Source organism: Paenibacillus alba (assembly GCF_013204855.1).
GTDB classification, from domain to species: Bacteria; Bacillota; Bacilli; order Paenibacillales; family NBRC-103111; genus Paenibacillus_E; species Paenibacillus_E alba.
Genome location: NZ_JABMKZ010000007.1, coordinates 89,775 through 115,545, shown reverse-complemented (window position 1 = coordinate 115,545; position 25,771 = coordinate 89,775). Strand labels below are relative to the sequence as shown.

Sequence of the window (25,771 nt, the reverse complement as noted above, 5' to 3'; positions counted from 1 at the left end):
AACGAAGCTCCGCGTTTTTGAATTTTTAAAAATCCCCTCAATTTGACCGTTCTCTGAATTCCTGGGGAGTCATATGACTGTACTCTTTGAACAGCTTAATAAAATAGTGTGCAGTCGAATAACCAAGCATAGTTGAAATCTCATAAATTTTAAGCTGGCTGTTAGTCAGTAAGTGGGCTGCTTTTTCCATCTTAACCTGAAAAAAATAATCGCTTATGCTTTTTCCGGTTTCTGATTTGTAAATTTTAGAGAGATATACGGGATGTAGCTGTACATGATCTGCAATGGATTGAAGGGAGACATAACCGATATTACTATCCACAAAGTCATGCACATCGTTAATAAGAATTGAACGCTGGTCTTGATGCCCCAAGTGAAAATATGCCCTTAATTGCACTATGAGTTCCATTGCCCAGTCCTTCAGCATCTCGGGAGAGTGGAACTTTCTGCTTTGATTCATCGAGGGGGCAAGGATATCTCTGAGCAACTTATTGTTTTTATGGGCAAAATAATAAAATGCTGTCTTCAGATAATTTCTGGTCACCTCAATATGCTCCTGAGAGTGTTCTCCACTGCCTTTTAATTCATGAAAAACGGCATGAAGTTTTTCTTCAATGGCATCCCAGCGGTTCGCTTCGAACAAATGAAGAAAGGTCGGAGGTTCATAAAGCGATTGCATGATTTGGATGTCCTGATTCCCGATCTGTTGATCTGCGGTCAAGAAGAGACCAGTTTCTTGTCCAATTCTCTGCCTGATCAAGGCAACCGCAGATTGATATAGCTCACGCACTTTGTATGGGAATATTCCCCATGACGTAGTTGCGACTGAAACATCTCCTTTGAGGTACATGCTAACGTTTTTTTGCAGTTCATAGGCAGTTTGAGTTAAAGAATAAGAGCGGACGTCCGGTGATTTTGGCTTGAGAAGAAAGACTAAATATTCATGTACATCTTTGCATGACCAAATATCGAACTGTTCATGAAACAACTCATTTGCAATATTGACAATAGCGTATTCGAACAGATGTATACTGTTCATGTCTTGCCTCTGAAAGTAATCTTCAAGCCGCACGATCATAATCGCTACATGCTCGTCAATCATCGGGGAGAGTTGGTATTTATGCATATGTACTGAAAGTTGCTCTTTAGTGAATCGTCGTCCTTGAAGAGTTTCATTAAGAAGCCGGTCTCGCAGCAATGGCAAATGCTCACGAAACGTCTGCATCGTATTCTGGAAGGAAGATAATGTCTCCCATTCACGCTGAATCTCAAGATGCAGTTGCTGAAGCACTTCGATCAATTGCTCATCCCCGATTGGCTTTAGCAAATAAGCGCTTGCTTGGTTCTCGATAGCTTTCTTGGCATATTCAAATTCTGCATAACCGGTAAGCAGCACACATTTGATATGCTTCCACCCGCTTCGAATTTCCTCGATCAGCTGCAGGCCGGACATTTCAGGCATGCTGATATCCGTTATGACGATATCAATAGGATTGCGCATAAGGATTTCTAACGCTTCTTGTCCTGAGTAGGCTTTATGGACTTGTTCAAACTGTAAATCCACCCAAGGGATTGTGATAGACAAGTCATCTACAACATAAGGTTCGTCGTCAACGAGTAGTATTTGTAACATGATTCATTCCTTTCTTTTGGATGCGAAGTGTAACTTTGACCCCTCCAAGCTCAGAAGGTTCAATGAGTAAACCGGACAAGCCGCCATAATGGTGTTTCAAACGCTGCTGAACATTCCAAAGCCCGCATCCGCCATCCTCGCGGATTGGCCCGTCTAATACGGCGTAGAGCTCATCCATTTGGCGGGGATCCATTCCTGCCCCATTGTCTTCGACAGAAATGATCATCATGTCAACTTTAGTTTCTCCATAGATCATGATCCGGCCGCCACCCAATTTCTTTTCGATTCCATGGATAATGCTGTTCTCAACGATGGGCTGAATTAACAATTTAGGAATGGGTTCTGTAAGTAAAGCGTCCGTGATGTTTATGGAATAATCGATACGTTGTTTACGCAGATTTTGAATCGATAAATAGTTTTCCACTAACTTTATTTCTTGTCCGATCGTTGTTAATGAATGGTCCATTCGTGTTATGTAGCGATAATACTCGCCAAGGTTAAGTGCCATTGCTTCAACAGAGGCTGTATCGCCTACTCTTGCCTTGCTTTTCATAAAATTAAGGCAATTATAAAGAAAATGCGGATTAATCTGCGCTTGCAATTGCTTCAGATAAGCATCCTTGGCGCGTAGTTGTTCGAGATAGACACATTCGATCAATTCCTGAACCTTCTGAGCCATTTCGTTAAACCCTTGATTTAAAATGGAGAATTCGTTATTTGCTTTCGTCCGAATTCGTGTGGACCAGTAACCTTCTTTCATCTTGTTTACCGCTCTGAGTAAAATACCGATTGGGCGCTGTACTTGACGGAACATGATTAGAGAAAACAAAGTACTGAGAGCAAGCAATACAAAAGAAGCGGTGATAAATGAAACCCTGCTGGTTCTAATTGGATGCAAAATTTGTTCAAGCGGTGAATAATGAATCATGTACCATCCTAACGATGTCGAACGAATCATACTGACCAAGTATTGCTTGCCTTGAAGATAGACTGTGGTTGAAAACTGCTGTTCAGCTTGAATGTTCTGTAAGTTGTTCATAATCCCGATTGCTAGATTTGTATCCAAATTCTGATTTTTTATAAGACCGAGTTTTGGATGATAAAGGAATGTATCACCGTAATACTGATATTCCCCGATCATTTTTTGCAAATTGGATACTGGAAAACGGACTTCAATGATCATATTCGACAATTCTGGCGTCTCTGCAAAGTCGACAGGATCGGCGAGCAGCAAGCGAAAACCGTTATCGGAACTGTTCATTTTCATCGATGGATCATAATTCCAGCCTTTTGCCAGAGGTTTTTTCAGCAGGGACTCTTCGAAAACAACCGAAGCATCTGAAGACAGTGCCTCCCGTTTTTGTATATTATAAATGTTAATCTGATTTTCCCATGTACTTGAACTGGTTTGCAGAGCCAACTTTTCCAGAACAGTCAGTGTGGTTTTGTTGGGATCAATAAGATGTTGGAGATCTTGGATATGCTCATATTCTCGGATCGTCGGGTCACGTTGTAAGGTATAAGCTAAACCGGCTAACTGATTCACGTTATTGTCCATTTGTTTTGTGAAAAAATCTAAATGATTCAAATCGGAGGTTTTAATTTGTTCTGTGATGACTCCGACATCTTTTCTGTAGGATAATCCATATAGCAACAAGGTGATAGATATGATCGTGAACAGTAATACGGTTATTTTGAGGAATAGATTAGCACGCAATCGCAATGGACCATCCTTTACTGTAAACCTATTTTGTTAATGAAATTATACCATATCAATTATACCATACAGACGATTGTTCTGTTATGATAGGACGACCTTAAAATTTATAATAAGATGAATATACTATGAGACTGTTTGGAAGGGGGTCTTCAGGTGGGAAAGATATGGTCACGTTTACTGATCGTATTAGTGATGATCATTTGTTCTGGGTGCAATGAAACAAACAATGGAAAAATCACCAACAACACTACGGCCCAAATGCAAGATTCGATACATTATGACGCGAAACTAGGAAAGTATGTCCCCCCAGTTACCATGTACACAGTTGGCTCCATAAACCCTGATATGAAATTTAAAAATGGTGAAAATTTGGAGAATAATATACATACCAAATGGGCTGAGGAACGATTGGGCATCCAAATCCGGTATCTTTGGACGATTCACGATTCCAATGGCGCCTATGCCAACAAGCTTCGTATTGAACTTGCTAAGGGGAATATGCCTGACATTGTTACCACCAGGGAACGAGATGTAATGCAAGAATTAATAGACTCGGGGCAATTCAGGGAAGTCGGTGATTTATTTGAAAAATATGCTTCTCCTGTCTGGAAAAGTGCCATGAAGGAAGACCCGGCCGTATGGGATTCTTTTGTGCGTGACGGCCAAAAATATGCAATTCCGATTCTTGACTATCAATATTCTACCGATCCTGTTCTTTGGATTCGTCAGGATTGGTTAGATAAGTTAAAGCTTCCTGTCCCAAGAACGATAGAAGATCTTGAAGCGGTGATGGAAGCATTCACGAATAAGGATCCCGACGGTAATGGCAAGAATGATACATTCGGACTAACGATCGGATTAAGAAACGGCCCCAGCACATGGATGGCTGATTCCAGTTGGATTTTTGGCGCATTTGGGACAATACCTAAACAGTGGAATCTAGCTGAAGACGGCAAATTAAAGTACGGATCGGTTCAGCCCGGTGCAAAGGATGCGCTACAGGTGCTGAAAAAGTGGATACAGAAAGGTTATGTTTCAAAAGAAAGTGAATGGTACAATGAGACAAAAGCAGCTGATTTGTTCATTGCTGGAAAGGCAGGCATTATTGCGGGACCATATTGGATGTCTGGATGGCCGTTATCTGATCTGCTGAAAAAAGACCCTAAAGTTGTAATTAAAGCGATCCCCATACCCAATGGTCCGAGCGGCTTCGTCGGGAGAAGAGGTACGTTGCCCGTTAACGGCGCCATTCTTATCAATAAAAAAATGAAGCATCCCGAAATCTTCTTTAAGTACCAAAACTACTTGTTTGATTATTATGCCACTTCAACAGGAGAATTTGCACAGGGGCTTGCTAGGGACTACGATTGGACGGTAGTCAATGGAGTTCCTTCTTCTGATGCTGCTTTAATTCCGGGGGGAGCCGTTCGAGTGTCATCCTATACGTTGACTTTTGACGGAGCGCGAATTCCATCGAACGTAGTCGATGCAATTCCTAAGGATATTACGCCCGAGTTGTTCTCTCTAGAAGGAGTTTCCATGAAAGAAGCATTTACAGGGCCGCCTACTACAACCATGAAATCAAAATGGGAACTTCTTCAGAAACTTGAACAGCAGACTTTTCAAGAGTTCGTGTTCAATAGTGCCCCTGAAAGCGACTTCGATTCATTTGTAAACAAATGGTTTGCATATGGGGGAGATAAGATTACTCAAGAAGTTAATGATTGGTATCGGGATCAAAGGTCGAAATAAAATGAGTAAAAATAATGCGAATAAAGAGTCCGTTTCATTTTCATAACGGTCTCTTTATTTTTTTTAGTAGATATGGAAGACAAGAACTTGGACGACATTGGCCGCTGGACTGTGCGCCTGGCAATCCGACAGACACGATGAGGTAGCAATGACGACATCTATTATGCGGATGGCTAGCAGGTAGCAGAGCCGGATAGAAAAGCGAGAGAGAATGACTTGAAGCGTTGGTTTCCAGAGATGAAGCTGTGCGACGAAGCCGCTTCTAAATTGAATCCGTTATTGTATAGCCGGAGGTAAAAAGAACGCTCTCCCACTTTGTCATGTGAGGAGAGCGTTCTTTTGCATATGCGGGTGCAGTCCCTTAATGTCGCAATGAACCACTTGGAAGCGGATGCGCTTAGCTGCGTGATTTGTTTGCCGTCCATTTCGTAGGCGGGGCTTTCAGCTCCACAGCAATACAAATGTACGTACAAATATAAAGTAATATCAGGTAAAATAAAAATAATTGTCAAACATGTACGTACAAGTTATAATCAAATTATGTTTAGTATTCCGAAGATTCTGAGAAAGATGACGAAATGTATGTCAGACAAAAGGAGCGTGCAATATTGCTAGAATCTTTAAAGGAAGCCGTTCTTGAGGCTAATCTTGCTTTACCCAAATACGGACTCGTTACTTTTACTTGGGGAAATGTTAGCGGTATTGATCGTCCTTCTGGACTTGTCGTCATTAAGCCAAGTGGCGTACCTTACGAAAAGCTAAAACGGGATGACATGGTAGTAGTTGATTTAGAGGGCAATATTGTTGAAGGTAAATTGAGACCTTCTTCTGATACGCCAACACACTTAGTGCTGTATCAATCATTTGAAACAATAGGTGGAATTGTTCATACGCATTCTCCATGGGCGACTAGCTGGGCGCAGGCTGGGCGCGCAATTCCGGCGCTAGGTACGACACATGCTGATTATTTTTATGGATCAATTCCGTGCACTCGAGATATGAGCGAGCAAGAAATTAAAAGAGCTTATGAACTGGAAACCGGGAATGTGATTGTAGAAACGTTTCGAGACTATGATCCTACAATGGTGCCAGGCGTGCTGGTCAAAAATCATGCTCCTTTCAATTGGGGCAAGGATCCACACGATGCTGTTCATAATGCGGTTGTACTAGAGGAAGTGGCGAAGATTGCTTTAAATACCCAACAGTTAAATCCAAATAGCACTTCCATGGATCAAACCTTACTTGATCGACATTTTCTTCGTAAGCATGGCAAAAATGCTTATTACGGCCAAACAAGCAATAACAATAATTCAGTGTAAGATTAAATCATTTTCTTCTGGAGGGGTTTCAATGTTCGATTTGAAAAAACATGAATTCTGGTTTGTCACTGGTAGTCAACATCTGTATGGTCCTGAAACGATTGAAGAAGTCGCTATTCACTCAAAAGAAATTGTCGCGGGGCTGAATGCAAGCGGGAATCTGCCTTGTTCTATCGTTTTTAAGTCTGTTTTAACAACACCTGATGAGATTCGTCGACTAAGTATTGAGGCGAACACTGATGATACATGTGCCGGCCTTATTACTTGGATGCATACATTCTCCCCAGCTAAAATGTGGATTGCAGGTTTAAGTGAGCTCCGTAAGCCTTTACTGCACCTGCATACCCAATACAATCGTGATATCCCTTGGGAAAAGATTGATATGGACTTCATGAATACGAATCAGGCTGCGCATGGAGACCGCGAGTATGGATTTATTGGTGCTCGAATGGGAATTTCACGTAAAATCGTTGCTGGATACTGGGCTCACAGTGATGTTCAAGAACGTGTAGGAAGTTGGATGCGTACAGCAGTTGCTATTCAAGAAGGTAAACGACTGAAAGTCGCACGTTTCGGTGATAACATGCGTCAGGTCGCGGTAACAGAAGGCGACAAAGTCGAAGCGCAAATTAAATTCGGTTGGTCAGTCAACGGTTATGGTGTTGGTGATCTCGTTCAACGTGTTCATGCCGTTACGGAAGCTGAAGTGAATGCCTTGATGGACGAATATGAGGCTCAATATGTGTTTACACCAGAAGGTCGAAAAGACGGCGCGGTGCGTCAAGCAATTCGCTATCAAGCACGTGTTGAGTTGGCGTTAAAAGCGTTCCTGACAGAAGGTGGCTTCGGTGCATTCACAACAACATTCGAGGATTTGCATGGATTAGATCAACTCCCTGGACTTGCTGTTCAACGACTTATGGCAGCGGGCTATGGTTTCGGAGGAGAGGGTGACTGGAAGACGGCCGCTCTTACAAGAATTATGAAACTGATTGCCGGTGGGGAAGGCACGTCCTTTATGGAGGATTATACTTACCACTTTGAGCCAGGTCGAGAGTTAGTGTTGGGTGCACATATGTTGGAGATTTGTCCCACAATTGCGGCCAATAAGCCAGAAATTATCGTTCAACCACTAGGCATTGGCGGAAAAGCAGATCCTGCGCGGCTTGTATTTGATGGTCAAGCAGGACCTGCATTGAACGCAACAGTCATCGACATGGGCAATCGATTCCGCCTACTCGTAAACACTGTTGATGCGGTAAAAGCTCCACAAGCAATGCCCAAGTTACCAGTAGCACGTGTACTTTGGGAGCCACATCCTTCGTTGCCAAAGTCCGCGGAAGCATGGATTCTGGCCGGTGGCGCACACCATACCGTTTTTTCATATAAAGTTACTCCTGAACAACTTCTTGATTGGGCAAGCATGACTGGTATCGAATGTGTACTTATCGATCGTGATACGAATTTGCTTCAACTCCAGCGTGAGCTGCAGTGGAATGATATGCTCTGGAAGTTGAAATGAGCGGAGGTATAGTCAATGGGTTATGACATCAGACATGCAATTCTAAACGGAAAGACATCACTGGGGATTGAGTTTGGTTCGACGAGAATTAAGGCTGTTCTAATCGGAGAAGACTACTCTCCAATCGCATCCGGCAGTTTTGAATGGGAAAATAGCTATGTTGACCACATTTGGACTTACAGTTTAAAGGATATTTGGAGTGGCTTACAAGACTGTTATCAGAAGATGGCTTCAGAAGTGAAGTCTCGCTACGGAGTTCCTTTACAAACCATTGGAGCAATTGGCTTTAGCGGCATGATGCATGGATATATGGTGTTTAATGAGGTTGGTGATCAATTAGTTCCGTTCCGCACTTGGCGAAACAATATAACGGAGCAAGCGTCGAGCATTCTAACAGATTTATTCAACTATCATATTCCGCAACGCTGGAGTATTGCTCATCTCTATCAAGCCATTCTTAATCAGGAAGAGCACATTAACCAAATTAATTTCCAAACCACATTGGCTGGGTACATTCATTGGAAGCTCACTGGGCAAAAAGTACTAGGCATAGGCGAAGCTTCTGGTGTATTTCCAATTGACTTAATTACAAAAAAATTTAGTGCCAATATGATTGAAAAATTCAATCAGTTAATTAAGGATAGAGAACTATCGTGGAAACTTGAGAACATTTTGCCCGAAGTGTTAGTGGCAGGAGAAAATGGAGGTGTTCTCTCAGAGGAAGGAGCAAGACTTCTAGATATCAGCGGAGAGTTAAAGGCAGGGATTCCGATCTGTCCACCTGAGGGAGATGCAGGGACGGGGATGGTTGCAACAAATAGTATTGCTGAGCGAACAGGAAATGTATCTGCCGGCACTTCAGTTTTTGCCATGGTTGTATTGGAAAAGGAACTCTCTAAAGTGTACGCAGAGATCGATCTTGTTACCACACCAACTGGCAGTCTGGTTGCTATGGCACATTCTAATAACTGTACATCTGATCTCAATGCATGGGTAGGCTTATTTGATGAATTTGCAAAAGCATTAGGACAAAATATAGATAAAAATCAATTATACAACACGCTATATAATTTAGCGCTGCAAGGCGATCCAGACGGTGGTGGCTTGTTAGCTTACGGCTATCTTTCTGGCGAGCATATCACGCATTTTGAAGAAGGACGTCCATTATTTGTGCGTTCATCGAATAGTAACTTCAACTTAGCGAACTTTATGCGAACCCATCTGTTTACCTCACTGGGAGCACTTAAAATTGGAATGGACATCCTATTACAACAAGAAAATGCGAAGTTGGAGAAAATACTGGGTCATGGCGGTTTCTTCAAGACGGAAGGAGTCGGGCAGAAAATAATGGCAGCTGCCTTAAATGTTCCGGTCTCCGTAATGGAATCAGCAGGTGAAGGAGGGGCTTGGGGCATTGCGCTGCTTGCTTCTTACATGATTGAAAAAGAGGAGAACGAGACTTTAGAAGATTATTTGACTACAAAGATATTTGCAGAGAAAGTCGGTAAGACCATATTACCTGAGCAAAAGGATGTTAATGGTTTTGATGTATTTATGCAAAGGTACAAACAAGGGTTGGCAATAGAAAGGTCCGCTGTGGAGTATTTATAAGTATGATTCTAGGGTTATTGATTTCGTATTACTCACGAGGCTCGCTAATTGCGGGCTTTTTTACGTTGCTTCGTGTACACAACCTCAAAAAATTTGATAACACAGGGGAAGATTTGGAGGATTTGATCTCTATTGGAACGATTTATCATGAGTTTTATAAGGCGAAGCGGTAAGGTCGACGAGTTGATGAATAGCAAACTTCATTTATTTGGGATCAGATAATGGGGGCGGAGATAATGACAGCCTTAATCCAAAATGAGCATGTTAGTAAATTTTATCACATGGGCGGAGAAACGATTCGGACGCTGGATGATATATCGCTAGATATTGTGCATGGGAATTTGTCGCTATTATGGGACCATCAGGCTCCAGAAAATCCACGCTGATGAACTTCATCGGCTGCTTGGACGTTTAGGATGGATGGAAGCAAATTTACGCATTGAAAGACACACAACTGGCTGAGATTCGGAATACGAGATATGGATTTATTTTTCATAAATTCAATTTATTTCCTAGATTAAACATTTATAACAATGTGGAGTTACCACTGATATATCGCGGATTATCGAGAAAACAGCGTGAGCCGCTGGTTTTACAAGCGCTGGAATCTGTCGATCTGTTGGATCGAAGAAAGCACGAACGTCGGCAAGCTCCCTTACGGGATAGGCGAGTAGTTTGAGTTCGACCACGGCATGACCGAAAATACACGTAATATACTGTTTGAACAAAAAAGCGACCATCGCCAATCGACGTTTCTGCCGCGGAATGAGGAGAATCAATAACAATGAAAGGATCCACACTGAAACGATAATGCCGTATTGCAGCAGCAAACTCATCGCTCGTTCGCTTCCTTCCTGAAAACTTTTCGATCTCTAAAGAACCAACTCGCTAGGCCACGGACGGACAGAAATATAATTGAGTACACAATCGCCATCAGACTCCAGTGAAAATGAACATAATCCACCAATTTGGTTTTTGCGGCTAGCATCCCGTCGATTAAGGTGAGCAGTGAAATCCAGACAGCAAAGTAAAAACACTTTGTCAACTTATTCACACGAGGTCTATAGATGTAATACAGACCGCTCGCAACAGGCGTCCACACCACTTTGAACGTGATATTCAAATCCGAAGCTTTGGGGAATTCACGTAACGGGTAGGCCACCAAATCAAATTGAACGAGCAGCACTTCTACTATCCATCCAACAGCCTGACACACAAGAAAGCACAACACAAATTCATGAGCTTTTGCTCTTGGAACAAGAAAATAGATGGTGGCTATAGACACAAACCAGACTAGCAGCAATAAATTTCGTTCCATGTCCATGGCCATAGCTTGTACAAGGAAGGAGGCTCCTATGTATAGTGTACTTCTTTTTATTCATACTCTGTGGGTGGTGATAGTTAGGCAAAAACACAATACCGTTTACTCGTTGTCCGTCATAGACACGAACTTGCGGGGTTCCCTAAAAAATATTTTATTATCCAGGCACTTGAACCACATTCAGTCATATATAGGTGATAGCAGTTCGAACCTGTTGAGGAGGTTTTTATACAAATGATGTTACCGAGTGAAAAGTATTTCGGTAAGTTTGAAGCGGTTTTTTTATTTTACGGGGCCATGCCTACAGGCGTTACTGTTTCTGAAACTGGACGCATTTTTATTTGCTTTCCAAGATGGGGAGACGATGTTAAATTTACGGTGGCTGAAATCGTTCGCGGTACATTACAGCCTTATCCTAGTTTAGACGTTAATATGGTAAGCCAATCGAATATCACAGCGTCCTTCATTAGTGTCCAAAGTGTCGTTGCTGATGGAAAGGGAACGCTTTGGGTACTGGATACGGGGGCTCCTAATTTCTCAGAACCCATCAAAGGGGGGGCGAAGTTAGTCGCAGTAGATTTAAATACAAATACCATAAGAAGCGTATTTACATTTACAGAGGATGTTGTCCTGCCAACCACTTATCTGAATGATGTCCGATTTGATTTTCGTGTTGGTAAAGCAGGTTATGCTTATATAACGGATTCGTCTTTCCGAGGACCGGGTGCCATTATTGTCGTTGATTTAGAAACGGGTTATGCCTGGAGACGGTTAAACGGGGCAAATTCAACTTCGCCCGATCTCTTTCTTTTACCGAAAGTCGAAGGTGAAATCCTGATGAATCGAAACAAAGATGGATCTACTTCACCCTTTAGATTGGCTTCTGATGGTATAGCGATTTCCCCGGACGGCAAGATTTTGTATTTTTGTCCTCTCTCCAGTCGACATCTGTACTCGATTTCAACGGAAGTCCTAAGAGACCGAACGATACCGGATATGAATTTACAGGATCACGTGAAGTATTGGGGAGAAAAAGGTGCTTCAGATGGAATGATTACCGGTGCAAAAGGAACCCTTTATGCTGGAGATTACGAAAACAACAGTATTCGAAAGATATTGCCGAATGGCATCATGGAAACGATCGCACATGATCCGAGATTTTTATGGCCGGATACTTTTTCGATTGGTCCAGATCAATACTTATATTTCATCGTGAACCAATTACATCGGCAGGCAAGATTTCATTTTGGAAATGACCTGCGGCAGAAGCCTTATAGTTTACTCCGTATGAAAATAGACGAACCACCTGCTCCTACCTTTTAATAAATATTTCACTTTACAAAATTGACTCTAATTGCATAGAAAGAAATATTTTATTTTATGCCACCAGTGCTAATAATTGGGCTATTTATAATGCTTTCTTCAGCAATTGAAACATTGGATGCAGCGCTTGTATGCCCCGGTGAACGAAGGTTGTTACAGTTTGATCATTCCTGCTGTGTATGAAGAGGGCGCCACTTCCGATTCAAACTGCATTTTAGATCTTTGATATAGAAGAATTGAATATTTGTATGGTATTAGGCTTGCAAGATGGTCAACACGAACTTGCAAGCTTTTCTATGTTTACGTTAGTCGGTGACTTCCACTTAGAAATATGCTACACTCCGTACAGCAATATATACATTTTTTTAGGCGGTGAGTAGATGTACTATCGTAAAGCAAATATGAATGATATTAATCAATTGGTTCATCTAAGAAAAAAGCAATTAGTTGATGAAGGGATCGAACCGAATCAAGATATTGATAGCGAACTCAATTCTTTTTTTCACAATAAGATGAGTGATGGTTCGTTAATCGAGTGGATCGTTGAAGACAATGAAGAAACGATTGCTACGGGTGCAATTATCTTCTATGATTTCCCGCCTTCATTCACAAATAAGAGTGGTAAAATGGGCTATATCACAAATATGTATACGAAAGAAAATTACCGTGGACAAAGGATCGCTACGACTTTGTTAACTAAATTAGTTGATGAAGCTAGAATCGCAGGTGTATCAAAAATTTGGCTCGGGGCTTCAACATTAGGTAGACCAGTATATAAAAAGTTTGGTTTTATTGAAGCAGATTATTGGATGGAGTTAAATCTTTAGGCAATTACAAATACTCTAATGCCGCGAAAATCGTGGCTTGCTATTGGGTAGTTTAGTGCAGTAATGCTTTCGTGCAGTTCCAAAAAATTTCCCGCAAAATTGCCTCCATAATGAGTTTATTCACTACGACCCGTAGTGAATTGTCAAGGGTTGGGGTTGGGTGATGGCGGATCATGACTTTTTTGAGCTCACCGTTCCAAAATGGTATAGTGAGTTTATTACGAGCGGAGCAAGATAACTCGATAGGGGCCTATCCACTACAGAGACGGCGTGGCCTGAGCACGGGAGCGTCGCCGTCAACTTTTCCGTCGGATATTTCAAAAGGAGGCAACGGATTCATGAGCGATTGGATTTATGAACTGACCGGCATTCATCAGAAGGATACGAGCTTCGGCTACACCTTGTCTGTAATAAGCGGCAAATTCAAGATGAGCATACTGTACTGGCTCTCCGAAAAAAAAGTGATGCGGTTTAATGAGCTGCAGCGGGGTATGGGCACCATATCTTTTAAAACGTTAAGCTTGATGTTAAAAGAGCTGGAGGCGGACGGACTTATCAGCCGGGAGGAGTTTCCGCAGATTCCTCCAAAAGTTGAGTATACCCTGACTGAACGGGGCCGTTCGATTATTCCCGTGCTGGATATGATGTGCAAATGGGGAGAGGAAAACATCGTATCCGATATTAAGTTGGAGACAGAGCCGCTTCAAATTTAACATGGAAAAAAGCAGCATCTCCGTTAATGGAAATGCTGCTTTTTTTTGTTGCATTAAAGCTTAGTAGTTTTAAATGGAGACAAAATTCGCTCAAGATCGCTGCCGACTTTCCAGTTTTTGTTCCTTTTCCACGTCGATTTTTTCATCGGGATAGGCTTTGTAAAGCTCGTGCACCGTATATTTTTTCAGGTATTTGCGGAGCTCCTCTACCAGCGTTTATTAACGATGGTTGTGTCCATGTGTGGATGCGTGACAACGACAAGTGTTTTCATTGATATATCTTTCTTTACTTATAGCTTGTCCAGAAATTCAACATAATCTTCAGCATTGCGGTCTAATTTGCTTAACAATTCACTGCTTCCTGCTATATAGTGCTCAGCTCCATAGAAGGCAAAAAATGAGCGGTAATCAGCGTTGCAAAATTGAAAAGTCGTTTCAAAGGGAAGCAGGTACCGATCAAGTCTGTTGCCTAAGCTTCCTTCCTCACTAAAATCATGCTCTGTTCCGCCGGCAGTTACGGCCAGGGCAGTTTTTTTGTTTTTTAACGCTTGAGCCTTCGACCCGTACGCCCATCCGTGGGTGAACACTTCGTCGGTCCATTTTTTAAGCAACGGCGGGGAACTCCACCAGTAGATGGGAAACTGCAAGACCAGATTGCCATGGGCTTCAATGAGCTGTTGTTCCTTTTCCACGTCGATCTTTCCATCCGGATAGGCTTTGTAAAGCTCGTGGACCGTATATTTTTCCGGGTATTTGCGGAGCTCTTCTACCCAGCGTTTATTAACGATGGAAGTTTCCATGTTTGGATGAGTGACAACAACAAGTGTTTTCATATGGTTTGCCCTCCTTGAGCGGTATCTGTTTCTGAAACCTAGTTTAACCCGCATCAAGGAATTGCGTAAGTACGCACATTTAGTTCATGTAATTACCTAAAGGTGAGTAATCCCTGAACTGGACTTAAACGAATCAGCAATTCCAAAAAGGATTTAGCCGCCAATGAAGGTGTAGAAGACTTGCGAATCGCGACTATGTTTCTTACTTTACATGTTGTTTCCTTTTTATGTACCGATAGGTAAGGAATTGGTGCTGGATCCGGCTCTTTCAACTATAAGTTGACGACTGTTCAATGAAAAAAGAGACAGATCCATCCCCGCGGTTTATTTCGGAAACGAAAAAAAAGCTCTGAAATTCAGAGGGCGCTGAAAAAGTTAATCGATGGAGCAAGCTCTCATTTTTGAGGAGACATTACACAGAATAAAGAACTGCAGCTCTTCCAGATAATCAGTGAAGTTGTAGGGAATATAATATCCCTTATCATCCATATCAGCAGTGGTTAAATGACACCGATGTTACAAAAATGTAACATCAATCTAAATAATGTTATTTGATTCGATGGTAGAGCATCTAATTTTCTTTTACTATGTTTTAAAAAGAGATTGGATGGTGCTGAGTTTGGATATTTTAGAAATTAATTTATCATTGTTTAGGTTGGTTAATGACTTAGGAAAAGAATATCCCTTTTTGAATCCCACCTTTATTTTTATTGCTGAATATATGGTTTTTTTACTTGCACTAAGTGTTCTTATTATTTGGTTTACAAGAGATGTGGACAATAGAATTATGATTCTTTGTGCATCAATCGCTTTCATTTGTGCCTTTACGGTAGGAAAGGTTTCAGGGGTATTTCACTCGAATTATCAACCTTTTGTTGAATTAAATGACGTTAATAAACTGATACATAAAGAAAAAGACAATTCTTTTCCAAGTGACCATACAATTTTATTCTTCTCATATTGTTTTTCATTCTGGCTCTTTAAGAGAGGTTGGTCAATTTTATGGGTATTGTTAGCTGTTCTAGTGGGAGTCTCCCGTATATGGGTTGGGGTTCATTATCCTTTAGATATTTTAATAGGAATATTAATTAGCCTAACTGCTGCAACTTCTATATATTTAATATTCCCTAAACTTAATGTTACTCAGGCCACCATAAAAATTTATGAAAAATATGAAAACAAGCTTCTTCTTCTTCTGTTCAAAAGAACAATGAGAAACAAGTCAAAAAACTTTTAGATTTATTCAAAAATCAAGTGTTTCGTTTAGTAGTCGGGGTAGGAGGTTCGGGCTCGCGCCACATATACCTTTTTGGCGATGTCTGCCCCAACGACCAGTGATTTTTCGGTAATTCGTGGGACTATGCGAATAATGCTAACAATGAGATTGTGCAGCTGAGTAATGATTTAGTGAAATTTTTAAGTCAAAATGATATCAATCGTAAATACATATTCAATAATTTTTTATTAAAATATTGTGGCAATTTTAATTTTTTCTCATTAAATTCTTCAAGGGCAGACTAAACTAACTAGGGCCGATAGTTGAATACCACAGGGGCTGCTATGAAGCAGCTCTTTGTCTTTTCATAATTAAATTGGGTCGAAAAATTCGACAACACCGGTGAAGATTTGGAGGATTTGATTTCGATTGGGACGATCGGATTGATCAAAGTCATCGAGTCGCTCTCCCCTAATAAAGGCACGAAGCTCGCGACTTTCGCCGCTCGTTGCATCGAGAATGAAATTCTAATGCATCTGCGTTCGCTGAAGAAAACAAGAAAAGATGTGTCTCTGCATGATCCCATCGGAACAGACAAAGAGGGGAATGAAATTACGCTCATCGACATCCTCGGCAGCGAGGCTGACGATGTGATAGACGCTGTACAGCTCAAAATAGAGAAATCAAAGATATATAAGAATTTGGAGATATTGGATGAGCGGGAGAAGGAAGTTATGGTTCGGCGGTTTGGGCTTGAGTTAGGCGGTGAAAAGCGGGCGCAGCGGGAGATTGCGGGATCCAAGATCATTCTGGCAGATGAGCCGATAGGAGCGCTGGATTCGAGAACGGGCGTTGAGATTTTTGAGATATTGAAGCGATTGAATAAGCGGGGTAGGACTATTGTGGAAAAAAGTCCAAATAAACAATATACTAGCTATAACTGTTTTTTGCTGAGGTGAATATCAAATGAGTGAAATCGATGAATCAAAACAAATTGTATTACAAGTCGGCGGTGCCTTAAAAAAGTACAGAAAAGAAAAAAACATGAGCTTAGACGACTTAGCGGAATTAACGGGTGTAAGCAAACTTACGCTGGGGAATATCGAACGTGGTGAGACAAATCCAACTTTGGCGATTATATGGAAAATTTCAAAAGGCTTATCTTTACCGCTATTGGCTTTGTTCAAATCAGAAGACCCTGTTAGTTTGTATCGAGCAGGCGAAGGACTGCGGTTTTCTAATGATCAAAAAAATTGGATCATTGAACCAGTCTTTAAAAACGCAAGCAGCGATATTGAAATGTGTCGGGCTTATTTACAGCCAAATAGCTCGTATCACCCTGAAGGACATCATGTGAATACAACTGAAATTGCGACAGTAATGACTGGTTCCATTGAAATTCAAGTCAATGAAGAGATTTACACATTGAATCAATATGATACGATCAGTTTTCGTGCAGATTGTCCTCACTCTTATACCAATCATACGAATAGCGAAACAGTGCTCCATATATCCTTAAAGTATGGTTTCTAAAAAGTCGAAAAAATTCCACTTCTTACATACAACTCCGAATTCCATGACGGGAATTCAGAGTTGTATTTTTGTTTTTAGATGAATTTTGGTATTACATGAAATACTTATTGATAAAAATAGTATATTATAATATACTTTTATTGTTCGCGCGAATGTTATACTATAGTTTTTCAATCAGCAAGAAATAAATAATACGTATGAATTCAGGAAGGAGAAATGAAGAATGCCGAACAAACCAAATAAAAAAGCCATACCATCCTCTATCGGGCTGATCATTCTCGGCATTATTGTTATTGCAGCTAATTTACGTGCTCCCTTAACCTCAGTTGGTCCTTTAACGAGTCTCATAAGGGATGACGTTCGTATTTCAAATACATTAGCAGGCCTGATAACAACGGTACCTTTGCTGGCCTTTGCTTTATTATCGCCACTAGTACCAAAATTAGGACGAAGGTATGGGGTTGAACGTATCATTTTGATTGCCCTAATTTTTCTAACTGTTGGCATTGTAATACGTTCTTTATCAGGCGCAGCTAATCTGTATATTGGGACAGCAATTCTTGGATTCGCAATTGCCGTATGTAATGTATTATTGCCAAGTTTAATCAAAAGGGATTTCCCCAAAAAAATTGGCTCCATGACAGGTGTTTACTCCATTTCAATGAGTTTATTTGGAGCAATCGCATCGGGAATCAGTGTACCGCTAGCCGTGAACGCAGGTCTAAAATGGCAGGGAGCATTGGGAATATGGGGGATTCTAAGCTTTGTATCGATTCTCTGTTGGTTACCCCAATTAAGAAATCGAACGAAGCAAACAACCACGACGAGTCAACAAATGGCCAGCAACGATGTGAATGTTTGGCGATCTCCTCTTGCCTGGCAAGTAACCTTGTTTATGGGTATACAGTCCCTGGTTTTCTATGTGTTGATCGCATGGTTGCCTGAAATACTAAAGCAGCAAGGAATTGACTCAAACCAATCAGGGTGGTACCTCTCGATCATGCAGTTGGCTCTGCTTCCATTTACCTTTATTGTCCCCGTTATTGCCGGGCGCATGTCTAGCCAACGTTTGTTAGTGGTCATCACCATCATATTGCTTATGACGGGAACGCTCGGACTTCTATACGGAAGCTCCAATATTATTCTGTTGTGGATTATAATACTCGGAATTGGTGGAGGCTGCGCCTTTAGTTTGTCCATGATGTTTTTCGGTTTACGTACTGAAAATGCGCATCAAGCAGCGGAATTGTCTGGTATGGCGCAATCGATCGGATATCTTCTTGCCGCAATCGGTCCTGCCCTTATAGGATTTCTGCATGATGCGACAAATAGTTGGAACCTGCCACTTTTCATTCTGCTTGGCGCTTCGGTCTTACTCTTTTTAGTCGGTATGGGAGCAGCAAGAAACCGTTTTGTAGGCAGTTGAGCCGTTCATAATGAACGGCTTTTTTATGTGCGGCGTGCATGGCAATTCAAGGTGGAATCTGAAGGAAGGTGGAGACAAAGCTCCGACCCAAGGAATTTGCATACTTGTGTGATAAATTTGATATAATGTAAGTGTTTGCAAGTGGGGTGTAGTTGCTATATTTCAAAGAGAGCAGGAGAAGAAAACATGCAAGAAGTTTCTGGCTATAAGTCTATAGCGCTAGATATTGCTCAAAGGATTGTAAGTGGTGAGTTCTCCATACAAAGAAAAATTTCAGGACGCTCGCTATTGGCTAGCCAATATCATGTTTCACCTGAAACAATTCGAAAAGCTATTGGTCTATTAAAGGATGAAAACATTGTTTCAGTCTCACAGGGCAAAGAAATCATTGTTTTATCTGATCAAAGGGCATATGACTATATAACAAAAAATAACTACATGAAGTCGGTTTATTCGCTCAAACAAGAGTTAGAATTATTATTAGTTGAAAAGAAGAAAATGGATCATAAATTTGACACGATTCTTACTGAAATTATTAATTATTCAGACCGTCTTCAAAATCTGAAGATCTACAATCCAGTAGAAATAAACGTGAATGAATCATCCCATGTAGTGGGGAAAACCATTTCCGATCTTCAATTTTGGCAAAATACCGGTGCGACGATTGTTGCACTACGTCGAGGCGTAGAGGTAGCTATCTCTCCCGGACCTCATGTTATTCTAAGAGAACATGACATTCTTGTTGTAGTTGGTGATAGTTATACGTACCAGCGAACAAATCTTTTTATTAATAACAATGGTGTAGAAAACAAAGAATAGTAAAATAAGCCCTTATTAGGATCATTTCAGTCTGTTGATATTTTTCAACAGGCTTTTTTGTGCTGCATTATTTTAAGTAAGCACTTTGTTTAAATATGGATTGACCACTGAATGATACAATAGGTAACATACAACTTTAAAAATTGTATAGGGTTGTCAGTTGCGAGCGTCTTTGTTATAGTAGTGAACTATAAAACAATTCAGTAGGAGGTTAATATGATTAAATTTGAACATGTCGGTAAAACGTATCCGAACGGATATCAAGCGGTTAAATCCATGGATTTTGAAATAGCGAAGGGAGAATTCATTGTTCTCATTGGTCCAAGCGGCTGTGGTAAAACGACAACGATGAAAATGATTAATCGATTAATGCCGCATACTGAAGGCACGATTACGATTAACGGGCAAGACATCACGAAAGCGAATCCTGTAGAGCTTCGCCGAAATATCGGTTATGTGATTCAGCAAGCAGGACTTTTTCCGCATTATACGATCGAAGAGAATATTGCTCTGATCCCGCATTTGAAAGGCTGGAAGGCAGCGAAGAAAAAGGAGCGCGTGCATGAGTTGCTGCATATGATCGGTCTAGATCCGGCTCTTTTTGCAGGACGATTCCCCCGGGAGCTATCTGGCGGACAACAACAAAGGGTTGGTGTTGCCCGGGCTTTGGCTGCCGATCCGGAAATCGTGCTCATGGATGAACCGTTTGGAGCATTGGATCCGTTGACCAGAGAGCAGCTTCAGGATGAATTGATTAGACTTCAAAAAACGGTAAACAAAACCATCGTATTTGTTACCCATGATATGGATGAAGCTTTGAAGTTAGGAGATCGAATTGCTGTACTGAAAGACGGTTCCTTATTGCAACTGGACACAGCGGATAAGCTGCTCAAAGAGCCTGCACATGGTTTTGTAGAAACATTCATTGGAAAGAATCGTATTTATCAAAATCCTGATTTTATTTCCGTTAAAGATATTATGAGAGAGAACCCAGCGACTGCGCTTCCATCGCTTTCACCAGCTAGAGCACTAACCTTTATGCGGCAGCGCCGGACGGATACTTTGATTATAGGCGACGATAAAGGTATGTTGATCGGCATTGTCTCGGCTTACGATTTGCAAATGAAAATGGAAGACATTCGATCCATTCAGGAAATAAGTCAGCCAGCTGTCCCCTATTTAGAGGAAACAGCAACAGCCAAAGATGCACTAATCGCCATCACAGATGCTAAATTCGGTGTCATTCCGGTCGTGGGACAAAGTAATAAAATTATTGGTGTCGTAACAAGGTCAAGTTTACTAACCGCATTCGCTGATCATTGGGCAGGAAGAAAGGAGAGTTTATGAAACAAACGTTGTGGGAACAATTGATCACTCAATTTACTATGCGGTGGGAAGACTTGGGCGTCGCCGCGTTTCAGCATATGGAGCTGGTGCTCATTTCGATGTTACTTGCTATAGTCGTAGGTGTCCCATTGGGAATTACCGTAACGCGCTTCCCCTTCTTGAAGAGTTGGGTTTTGGGAGGGACGGGGATCCTACAAACAATTCCCGGTTTGGCCCTGCTAGGTTTTATGATTCCCTTGTTTGGGATTGGGATTAAAACGGCGATAGCCGCGTTGTTTTTATATTCTTTGTTACCGATTGTCAGGAATACGTATACGGGCATTCAGGATGTGGATAAAGTTCTGATCGAAGCCGCCAAAGGAATGGGCATGAAGAATGTGCAGATATTGTGTAAAATCGAGCTTCCTTTGGCGCTAAGTGTCATCATGGCTGGCATTCGGACGGCGACGGTAATCAATGTGGGTACAGCAACCTTGGCAGCTTTTATTGGTGCAGGAGGACTGGGGGATTTCATTTTTATCGGTATTCAAAGAAATATTGATGCTTTAATTCTTATTGGTGCTCTTCCTGCAGCTCTTCTGGCCATCGTGCTCGATTATTTGTTGGGAGGGTTGGAGAAGTTGACGACACCGAGAGGTTTAAAAATATAATTTCAAATCAATGGAGGGGAAAAAAATGAAAATCAAAAACTTGTTAATTGTAAGTATCGTAGGTATTTTAGTTATTGTAATGAACGGATGTAGTTCAAAGAGCAAGCAAGAAACGATAACGATAGGTTCGAAAAACTTTACTGAAAATATTATTTTGGCTCATATGATGGCAGATGTAATTGAGGATCAAACCGATCTTAAAGTTGAACGGAAATTTAATCTAGGTGGCTCTAACGTGGCATGGAAGGCTCTCCTGAACAACGATATCCAGATGTATCCGGAATATACAGGGACAATCGTTTCGAATTACTATCAGGAAATGACAGGAACCGCGGAAGAAACCCTTCAAAAAGCAAAGGATCTGTTGAAAAACGATAAACTCGTTTTCGACAATCCATTTGGCTTCAATAATACGTATACCTTAGCGGTGAAAAAAGAAACGGTAGATAAGTACCAGCTAAAATCGTTTACTGATCTTGCTAAAGTATCGAATCAACTTATACTTGGCAGCGAATTCGAATTCAAGGATCGTCCAGATGGATATCCAGGATTAGAAAAGTTATACAAAATGGCTTTTAAAAATGTAAAGGGCATGGATCATGGCATTATGTACCGGTCTTTGAATGACAATAGTGTTGATGTGATTGATGCTTTCTCAACGGACGGTCAGATCAAGCTGAACAATTTAATCATATTGGAAGATGACCAATCTTTTTTTCCACCCTATAATGCAGGGCCGCTGGTTCGTCAGGACATCCTGACCAAATACCCCCAACTTGCCGAAGCGTTGAACAAACTCCGAGATAAAATTGATGAGAGAAATATGCAAGAACTAAACGCAAAAGTAGATTCGGAAGGTTTAAAAGAGCAAAAAGTAGCGCATGATTTTTTAAGAGATAAAGGGATAATAAAATAGGAGGCCATGCATATTCAATAGGCCCCATTGGAAGTTTAGTTCATGAAGAAAAGTTTATGAAAAAAGTTAACCCCCATACATCCTGAAAAAAAGCATGAGGGTTAACCTAGTTTTATGACTTATAAAATAAACGCTGCTTGGGTAAATGCAAAATAACGTTAAATTGGTCGCCGTGAATCTCTACTCGGATCTCCCCGCCGTGCAGCTCAATGATGCTTTTCACAATTGCCAGTCCTAGTCCGGAACCCTCTGTCTGACGGGATTCATCTGCTCTTTTGAAGCGTTCGAACAGCTCTTCCGCAGCAAAATCAATCTCATAAGCAGAGGTGTTTTGAATTTTGAATAATACCAGATCATCAGATTCGTCCAAATAAATATAGATTCTAGTTCCTGGAAGCGAATATTTCTGCGCGTTGCCAATTAAATTTTCGAATACACGCCAAATTTTATTGCCGTCCAAATGCGCATGGATCGGGAATTTCGCGATTCTCTCCCGAATCACGTGCGACGATTGTCCCATATTGGTGTTGGACTCGGCAATTGCCTGTGTCAACAAGGTTGCGACATCGACGTACTCAATATCCAGCTCTACTGTGCCGCTGGCCATCTTTGAAATTTCGAACAGGTCTTCAATCAACAGCTTCAGCCGGAGTGCCTTGCGGTCCAGGGTTTCAATATAGGCTCGGGCTGTCTCCGTAGAAAGATTTTCTTTTTTTAATAAATCGACATAGTTGATAATGGAAGTAAGTGGGGTCTTCAAATCATGCGATACGTTGGTAATCAGCTCTGTTTTTAACCGATCGCTCTTCATTTGATTCTCCAGCGCGCTTTGATACCCAGCTTTCATATTGTTAATATAGCCAGCAAGTTGGGATAGAGCGTCCTTGCCGGTATCCTGAATCGCATTCTGAATATTCCCTTCGGAAATTTCTTTGCTTCCGTTGAGGATGGCGCTGAAGCGTCTGAGTTTGGCAAGTATATAGGGAACCAAGAACAGCACATACAGCAATTCATAAAGTATGAACCAGCCCAGTTCGTACCTATAGGTGGCTGCTTGCCAAGCAAAAATGCCGGCTATCGCAGTTAGCAGGAGTATGATGATGAGGACAACCGTTATTCTCCAGTTTTGCAGACCGGTTCTAATACCGGTACTCCAAAAACGAAAGTAATCCATCAGCACACTGCCGTGCCATAAGGAACGCTCATTAAGGGGCCGATGAAAATAAAGAAACAGTCTGCCTGCCAGCAAGCCAAGGATAATAGCGGCAAGCAGTTTCTGGATGAAGCTTGAAGTTGAATAATCCAGATTGATACCAGGCACGTATGAATACTTGTCTATCAGTACAACGCTCCATAAGATAACGGCGACAATCAAGACAAGAGGGTCGATTAGGACAATCCGATCTGCTTTACCTTTTCTCAATTTTATATCCAATTCCCCATACCACCTTTAAATATTTTGGGTCTTTGGGATTGATTTCAATTTTTTCACGAATATTTCTCACATGTACGGCAACTGTATTATCGGAAGCGGCGAAGATCGGTTCATTCCACACGAGCTCATAAATCTCTTCAATTGAGAAAACTCTGCCCTTGTTCTCCAGCAGTAGCTCCAAAATTTTGTATTCCTTCGGGGTCAGTCTGACGTCCTCTCCATCTACCTCAACAGTCTTCATACTTTTGTTGAGCATGAGTCCTCTTACTTGAATGATCTCTTCCCCGTTTGAATGGAAGGAACCTAAATTCGTAAACCGGCGCAACTGAGATCGGACTCTAGCGACCAACTCCAGAGGATTGAACGGCTTCGTTATATAATCATCGGCTCCAACGTTGAGACCCAGAATCTTGTCGCCATCTTCCGATTTGGCGGAAAGCATAATGATTGGTATATTTTTGCTTTCACGAATTTTGAATGTCGTCTTGATTCCATCAAGTTGCGGCATCATGATGTCCATGAGAATGAGATGTATTGTTTCCTTTTCAAGGATTTCCAGTGCCTCGAGGCCGTTAGAGGCTGTAAATACATCCACATCATCGCTTTTTAAGTAAATAACGAGTGCTTCTCGAATTTCCGGTTCATCGTCTACAACAAGAATATTATTTTTAGCCATTATTTCTCACTTTCATCACGATATTACTTATACTTGCCAATCCGGAACTGATGTATCCCGGAAAGTCAAAATGGCCGGGGGGAGCGCTTGCAAGCATCAACTCCTCCGGTGATTCTTCCTGATCCGTGTAAAATCCATACACCCCGAAGCTACGCAGCAACTGCATAACTGGTTTGCTGTTGACGGTGTGAACATAGCTTTTTACCCCGAGCTTATTTAGTGCTGGAACTAGATTGGGGTTGACAAACACGCGATATTCAGGCATAGCGACGGCTGTCAAATGTTTGTCTCTTACAAATTCTACAATTCTTTCGGCGGAGGCACCAGTTTTGTAAAGTGAATATATCTTGTTAGGAAAGGGGTAGATTCCCATTACCGTGTCATACATATCCGGGCTGAAAATTTCTGGTATAATCCGATTGAGCAGTGCAGGATCAGTACGGCGCGCCTCATTGACTAGATGCGTAAACTGCTGCTGAATCTGCTCTTTGCTGCCTGCCTTCGTATCCACGATTAAGTCAAAATCACGATATTGCTGCATCAGCTGAAGTATATCGGGCAATATAAGAGGGTGGAATCTGCCCATTATAAGGGAGTTTGCAAACTGAAGCTTTGTTACGTTTCGTCCGCGATAAGCGGCCAAATCCGGCTGCAGCCTTTGCGACCAATCATGTCTGGCTACCAGCTCCCCGTCCATCGTTTGCACAAGATCAACCTCGAACAAACGGTAGCCTCTATTGTAATTGGTTATAAATGCCTCATAAGAATTTGTGTAGCTAGCGCCTTTGACCCCACCAAGTGCATGTGCAATAAGTCTATTTTCCTCCCAGCTGCTGGTGCCAACTGTAGAGGCCGGCTGATTCTGGCCCGACCAAACAAGCCCCCAGCTGCGCCAGATCATCCCAGCCATAATGACGATAAATAAGCTTAACATAATCGTTTTCTTCATTCGTTTTCCTCCTTCGTTTTCCTGATGTAAGTCATATTACAGGACCCAAATGAAGAAGGGCTGGTAAAAAAACGAATGAATTTATGAAGTTTGTATACATTGCTGAAAGAGAATATCAAACCTGAAAATTCTCATAAGCGACGTCCCGACGCGTGCAAGGCTCAGCCAGTAATGACCGATAGATATAAGAAAATGGGCCCTAGAATCCATTTTCTCTTTTTCATTAAGCG

At 41.5% G+C, this 25,771-nt stretch carries 24 protein-coding genes and 2 pseudogenes; 17 read left to right on the top strand and 9 right to left on the bottom strand.

All coding sequences use genetic code 11. The features are described from left to right. Nucleotides 1-37: 37 nt before the first annotated feature. Nucleotides 38-1,633, bottom strand: coding sequence for a response regulator transcription factor (locus tag HQN90_RS12345; protein ID WP_173218600.1), 1,596 nt, complete (start codon nt 1,631-1,633; stop codon nt 38-40). Beyond that, entirely contained in the window at nt 1,611-3,350 is a 1,740-nt protein-coding gene (locus tag HQN90_RS12340; RefSeq protein ID WP_173218599.1) for a sensor histidine kinase, read from the bottom strand. Before HQN90_RS12340 ends, HQN90_RS12345 begins: the two co-directional genes overlap by 23 nt. A 156-nt stretch (nt 3,351-3,506) precedes the next feature. Between HQN90_RS12340 and HQN90_RS12335 the strand changes: the two genes are divergently transcribed. The 6 genes from HQN90_RS12335 to HQN90_RS12310 all read left to right on the top strand — a co-directional run bounded on the left by HQN90_RS12335 (nt 3,507) and on the right by HQN90_RS12310 (nt 9,943). After that, nucleotides 3,507-5,105 carry an extracellular solute-binding protein gene (locus HQN90_RS12335; protein ID WP_173218597.1) on the top strand — a complete coding sequence of 533 codons (1,599 nt, stop codon included), beginning with the start codon at nt 3,507-3,509 and terminating at the stop codon, nt 5,103-5,105. A 608-nt stretch (nt 5,106-5,713) separates the two neighbouring features. Beyond that, complete coding sequence (gene araD / locus HQN90_RS12330; protein WP_246362244.1) at nt 5,714-6,424, top strand: L-ribulose-5-phosphate 4-epimerase; 711 nt, start codon at nt 5,714-5,716, stop codon at nt 6,422-6,424. Nucleotides 6,425-6,455: 31 nt separating this feature from the next. After that, nucleotides 6,456-7,946 carry an L-arabinose isomerase gene (gene araA, locus HQN90_RS12325; RefSeq protein WP_173218593.1) on the top strand — a complete coding sequence of 497 codons (1,491 nt, stop codon included), beginning with the start codon at nt 6,456-6,458 and terminating at the stop codon, nt 7,944-7,946. A gap of 15 nt (nt 7,947-7,961) precedes the next feature. Next, nucleotides 7,962-9,557, top strand: coding sequence for a xylulokinase (locus HQN90_RS12320; protein ID WP_173218592.1), 1,596 nt, complete (start codon nt 7,962-7,964; stop codon nt 9,555-9,557). Between the two features lie 2 nt (nt 9,558-9,559). Beyond that, on the top strand, nt 9,560-9,730 hold the full coding sequence (locus HQN90_RS38685; RefSeq protein ID WP_246362305.1) for a hypothetical protein: 171 nt from the start codon (nt 9,560-9,562) through the stop codon (nt 9,728-9,730). Nucleotides 9,731-9,793: 63 nt separating this feature from the next. Then, nucleotides 9,794-9,943 carry a hypothetical protein gene (locus HQN90_RS12310; protein ID WP_173218590.1) on the top strand — a complete coding sequence of 50 codons (150 nt, stop codon included), beginning with the start codon at nt 9,794-9,796 and terminating at the stop codon, nt 9,941-9,943. 126 nt (nt 9,944-10,069) lie between these two features. Here the strand turns inward: HQN90_RS12310 and HQN90_RS38680 are convergent, their stop codons facing one another. Next, entirely contained in the window at nt 10,070-10,393 is a 324-nt protein-coding gene (locus HQN90_RS38680) for a hypothetical protein (protein WP_246362243.1), read from the bottom strand. After that, nucleotides 10,390-10,881: a CBO0543 family protein gene (locus HQN90_RS12300; protein WP_246362242.1), complete on the bottom strand. Its 492-nt coding sequence runs from the start codon at nt 10,879-10,881 to the stop codon at nt 10,390-10,392. Before HQN90_RS12300 ends, HQN90_RS38680 begins: the two co-directional genes overlap by 4 nt. A gap of 231 nt (nt 10,882-11,112) precedes the next feature. Between HQN90_RS12300 and HQN90_RS12295 the strand changes: the two genes are divergently transcribed. From HQN90_RS12295 to HQN90_RS12285, 3 genes are all read left to right on the top strand, one after another. Next, nucleotides 11,113-12,201: an L-dopachrome tautomerase-related protein gene (locus tag HQN90_RS12295; protein WP_216855298.1), complete on the top strand. Its 1,089-nt coding sequence runs from the start codon at nt 11,113-11,115 to the stop codon at nt 12,199-12,201. Nucleotides 12,202-12,581: 380 nt separating this feature from the next. Further along, on the top strand, nt 12,582-13,028 hold the full coding sequence (locus HQN90_RS12290; RefSeq protein ID WP_173218586.1) for a GNAT family N-acetyltransferase: 447 nt from the start codon (nt 12,582-12,584) through the stop codon (nt 13,026-13,028). 338 nt (nt 13,029-13,366) lie between these two features. Continuing rightward, nucleotides 13,367-13,741: a winged helix-turn-helix transcriptional regulator gene (locus tag HQN90_RS12285; protein ID WP_173218584.1), complete on the top strand. Its 375-nt coding sequence runs from the start codon at nt 13,367-13,369 to the stop codon at nt 13,739-13,741. A gap of 111 nt (nt 13,742-13,852) precedes the next feature. On the opposite strand, the pseudogene HQN90_RS38675 reads toward HQN90_RS12285, so the two are convergent. Together HQN90_RS38675 and HQN90_RS12280 are read right to left on the bottom strand one after the other, a co-directional pair. Further along, nucleotides 13,853-14,013, bottom strand: a pseudogene (locus HQN90_RS38675) (NAD(P)H-dependent oxidoreductase); the annotation flags it as partial. An 18-nt stretch (nt 14,014-14,031) separates the two neighbouring features. Next, a complete protein-coding gene (locus HQN90_RS12280; protein ID WP_173218582.1) occupies nt 14,032-14,574 on the bottom strand; it encodes an NAD(P)H-dependent oxidoreductase in 543 nt (180 codons plus the stop codon). Nucleotides 14,575-15,181: 607 nt separating this feature from the next. Between HQN90_RS12280 and HQN90_RS12275 the strand changes: the two genes are divergently transcribed. The 8 genes and pseudogenes from HQN90_RS12275 (at nt 15,182) to HQN90_RS12240 (ending at nt 22,481) form a co-directional block, all read left to right on the top strand. After that, nucleotides 15,182-15,811 (top strand): undecaprenyl-diphosphatase, encoded by a 630-nt coding sequence (locus HQN90_RS12275; RefSeq protein ID WP_275942570.1) that lies wholly within the window; start codon nt 15,182-15,184, stop codon nt 15,809-15,811. A gap of 359 nt (nt 15,812-16,170) precedes the next feature. Further along, nucleotides 16,171-16,749 (top strand): annotated as a pseudogene (locus HQN90_RS12270) (sigma-70 family RNA polymerase sigma factor); the annotation flags it as partial. Nucleotides 16,750-16,756: 7 nt separating this feature from the next. Then, a complete protein-coding gene (locus tag HQN90_RS12265) occupies nt 16,757-17,323 on the top strand; it encodes a helix-turn-helix domain-containing protein (RefSeq protein WP_173218578.1) in 567 nt (188 codons plus the stop codon). A gap of 223 nt (nt 17,324-17,546) precedes the next feature. Continuing rightward, nucleotides 17,547-18,749: a CynX/NimT family MFS transporter gene (locus tag HQN90_RS12260; RefSeq protein ID WP_173218576.1), complete on the top strand. Its 1,203-nt coding sequence runs from the start codon at nt 17,547-17,549 to the stop codon at nt 18,747-18,749. Between the two features lie 186 nt (nt 18,750-18,935). Then, a complete protein-coding gene (locus HQN90_RS12255; RefSeq protein WP_173218574.1) occupies nt 18,936-19,568 on the top strand; it encodes a GntR family transcriptional regulator in 633 nt (210 codons plus the stop codon). Nucleotides 19,569-19,784: 216 nt separating this feature from the next. Further along, nucleotides 19,785-20,915, top strand: coding sequence for a betaine/proline/choline family ABC transporter ATP-binding protein (locus HQN90_RS12250; RefSeq protein ID WP_173218572.1), 1,131 nt, complete (start codon nt 19,785-19,787; stop codon nt 20,913-20,915). After that, a complete protein-coding gene (locus tag HQN90_RS12245; protein ID WP_173218570.1) occupies nt 20,912-21,565 on the top strand; it encodes an ABC transporter permease in 654 nt (217 codons plus the stop codon). The genes HQN90_RS12250 and HQN90_RS12245 overlap by 4 nt, the downstream gene beginning before the upstream one ends. 25 nt (nt 21,566-21,590) lie before the next feature. Continuing rightward, nucleotides 21,591-22,481 (top strand): glycine betaine ABC transporter substrate-binding protein, encoded by an 891-nt coding sequence (locus tag HQN90_RS12240; protein ID WP_173218568.1) that lies wholly within the window; start codon nt 21,591-21,593, stop codon nt 22,479-22,481. A gap of 112 nt (nt 22,482-22,593) precedes the next feature. Here HQN90_RS12240 and HQN90_RS12235 read toward each other — a convergent pair whose 3' ends face one another. Genes HQN90_RS12235 through HQN90_RS12225 form a run of 3 tightly spaced genes read right to left on the bottom strand, consistent with a single transcriptional unit; the run spans nt 22,594 to nt 25,541 of the window. After that, nucleotides 22,594-23,916: a sensor histidine kinase gene (locus tag HQN90_RS12235; RefSeq protein ID WP_173218567.1), complete on the bottom strand. Its 1,323-nt coding sequence runs from the start codon at nt 23,914-23,916 to the stop codon at nt 22,594-22,596. Further along, nucleotides 23,891-24,592, bottom strand: a complete 702-nt coding sequence (locus HQN90_RS12230; protein ID WP_173218565.1) for a response regulator transcription factor — start codon at nt 24,590-24,592, stop codon at nt 23,891-23,893. Before HQN90_RS12230 ends, HQN90_RS12235 begins: the two co-directional genes overlap by 26 nt. Then, nucleotides 24,585-25,541, bottom strand: coding sequence for a phosphatidylinositol-specific phospholipase C/glycerophosphodiester phosphodiesterase family protein (locus HQN90_RS12225; RefSeq protein ID WP_173218563.1), 957 nt, complete (start codon nt 25,539-25,541; stop codon nt 24,585-24,587). The genes HQN90_RS12230 and HQN90_RS12225 overlap by 8 nt, the downstream gene beginning before the upstream one ends. Nucleotides 25,542-25,771: the final 230 nt, after the last annotated feature.

Bases quoted from the DNA above. Each gene is read 5' to 3' on its own strand.
- HQN90_RS12290 (WP_173218586.1), top strand. From the start codon at position 12,582: ATGTACTATCGTAAAGCAAATATGAATGATATTAATCAATTGGTTCAT.
- HQN90_RS12265 (WP_173218578.1), top strand. From the start codon at position 16,757: ATGAGTGAAATCGATGAATCAAAACAAATTGTATTACAAGTCGGCGGT.
- HQN90_RS38685 (WP_246362305.1), top strand. From the start codon at position 9,560: ATGATTCTAGGGTTATTGATTTCGTATTACTCACGAGGCTCGCTAATT.
- HQN90_RS12255 (WP_173218574.1), top strand. From the start codon at position 18,936: ATGCAAGAAGTTTCTGGCTATAAGTCTATAGCGCTAGATATTGCTCAA.
- HQN90_RS12250 (WP_173218572.1), top strand. From the start codon at position 19,785: ATGATTAAATTTGAACATGTCGGTAAAACGTATCCGAACGGATATCAA.
- HQN90_RS12280 (WP_173218582.1), bottom strand. From the start codon at position 14,574: ATGAAAACACTTGTTGTTGTCACTCATCCAAACATGGAAACTTCCATC.
- HQN90_RS12245 (WP_173218570.1), top strand. From the start codon at position 20,912: ATGAAACAAACGTTGTGGGAACAATTGATCACTCAATTTACTATGCGG.
- araA (WP_173218593.1), top strand. From the start codon at position 6,456: ATGTTCGATTTGAAAAAACATGAATTCTGGTTTGTCACTGGTAGTCAA.
- HQN90_RS12240 (WP_173218568.1), top strand. From the start codon at position 21,591: ATGAAAATCAAAAACTTGTTAATTGTAAGTATCGTAGGTATTTTAGTT.
- HQN90_RS12285 (WP_173218584.1), top strand. From the start codon at position 13,367: ATGAGCGATTGGATTTATGAACTGACCGGCATTCATCAGAAGGATACG.
- HQN90_RS12260 (WP_173218576.1), top strand. From the start codon at position 17,547: ATGCCGAACAAACCAAATAAAAAAGCCATACCATCCTCTATCGGGCTG.
- HQN90_RS12345 (WP_173218600.1), bottom strand. From the start codon at position 1,633: ATGTTACAAATACTACTCGTTGACGACGAACCTTATGTTGTAGATGAC.
- HQN90_RS38680 (WP_246362243.1), bottom strand. From the start codon at position 10,393: ATGAGTTTGCTGCTGCAATACGGCATTATCGTTTCAGTGTGGATCCTT.
- HQN90_RS12310 (WP_173218590.1), top strand. From the start codon at position 9,794: ATGACAGCCTTAATCCAAAATGAGCATGTTAGTAAATTTTATCACATG.
- HQN90_RS12275 (WP_275942570.1), top strand. From the start codon at position 15,182: ATGGTGCTGAGTTTGGATATTTTAGAAATTAATTTATCATTGTTTAGG.
- HQN90_RS12225 (WP_173218563.1), bottom strand. From the start codon at position 25,541: ATGAAGAAAACGATTATGTTAAGCTTATTTATCGTCATTATGGCTGGG.
- HQN90_RS12300 (WP_246362242.1), bottom strand. From the start codon at position 10,881: ATGGACATGGAACGAAATTTATTGCTGCTAGTCTGGTTTGTGTCTATA.
- HQN90_RS12320 (WP_173218592.1), top strand. From the start codon at position 7,962: ATGGGTTATGACATCAGACATGCAATTCTAAACGGAAAGACATCACTG.
- HQN90_RS12230 (WP_173218565.1), bottom strand. From the start codon at position 24,592: ATGGCTAAAAATAATATTCTTGTTGTAGACGATGAACCGGAAATTCGA.
- HQN90_RS12295 (WP_216855298.1), top strand. From the start codon at position 11,113: ATGATGTTACCGAGTGAAAAGTATTTCGGTAAGTTTGAAGCGGTTTTT.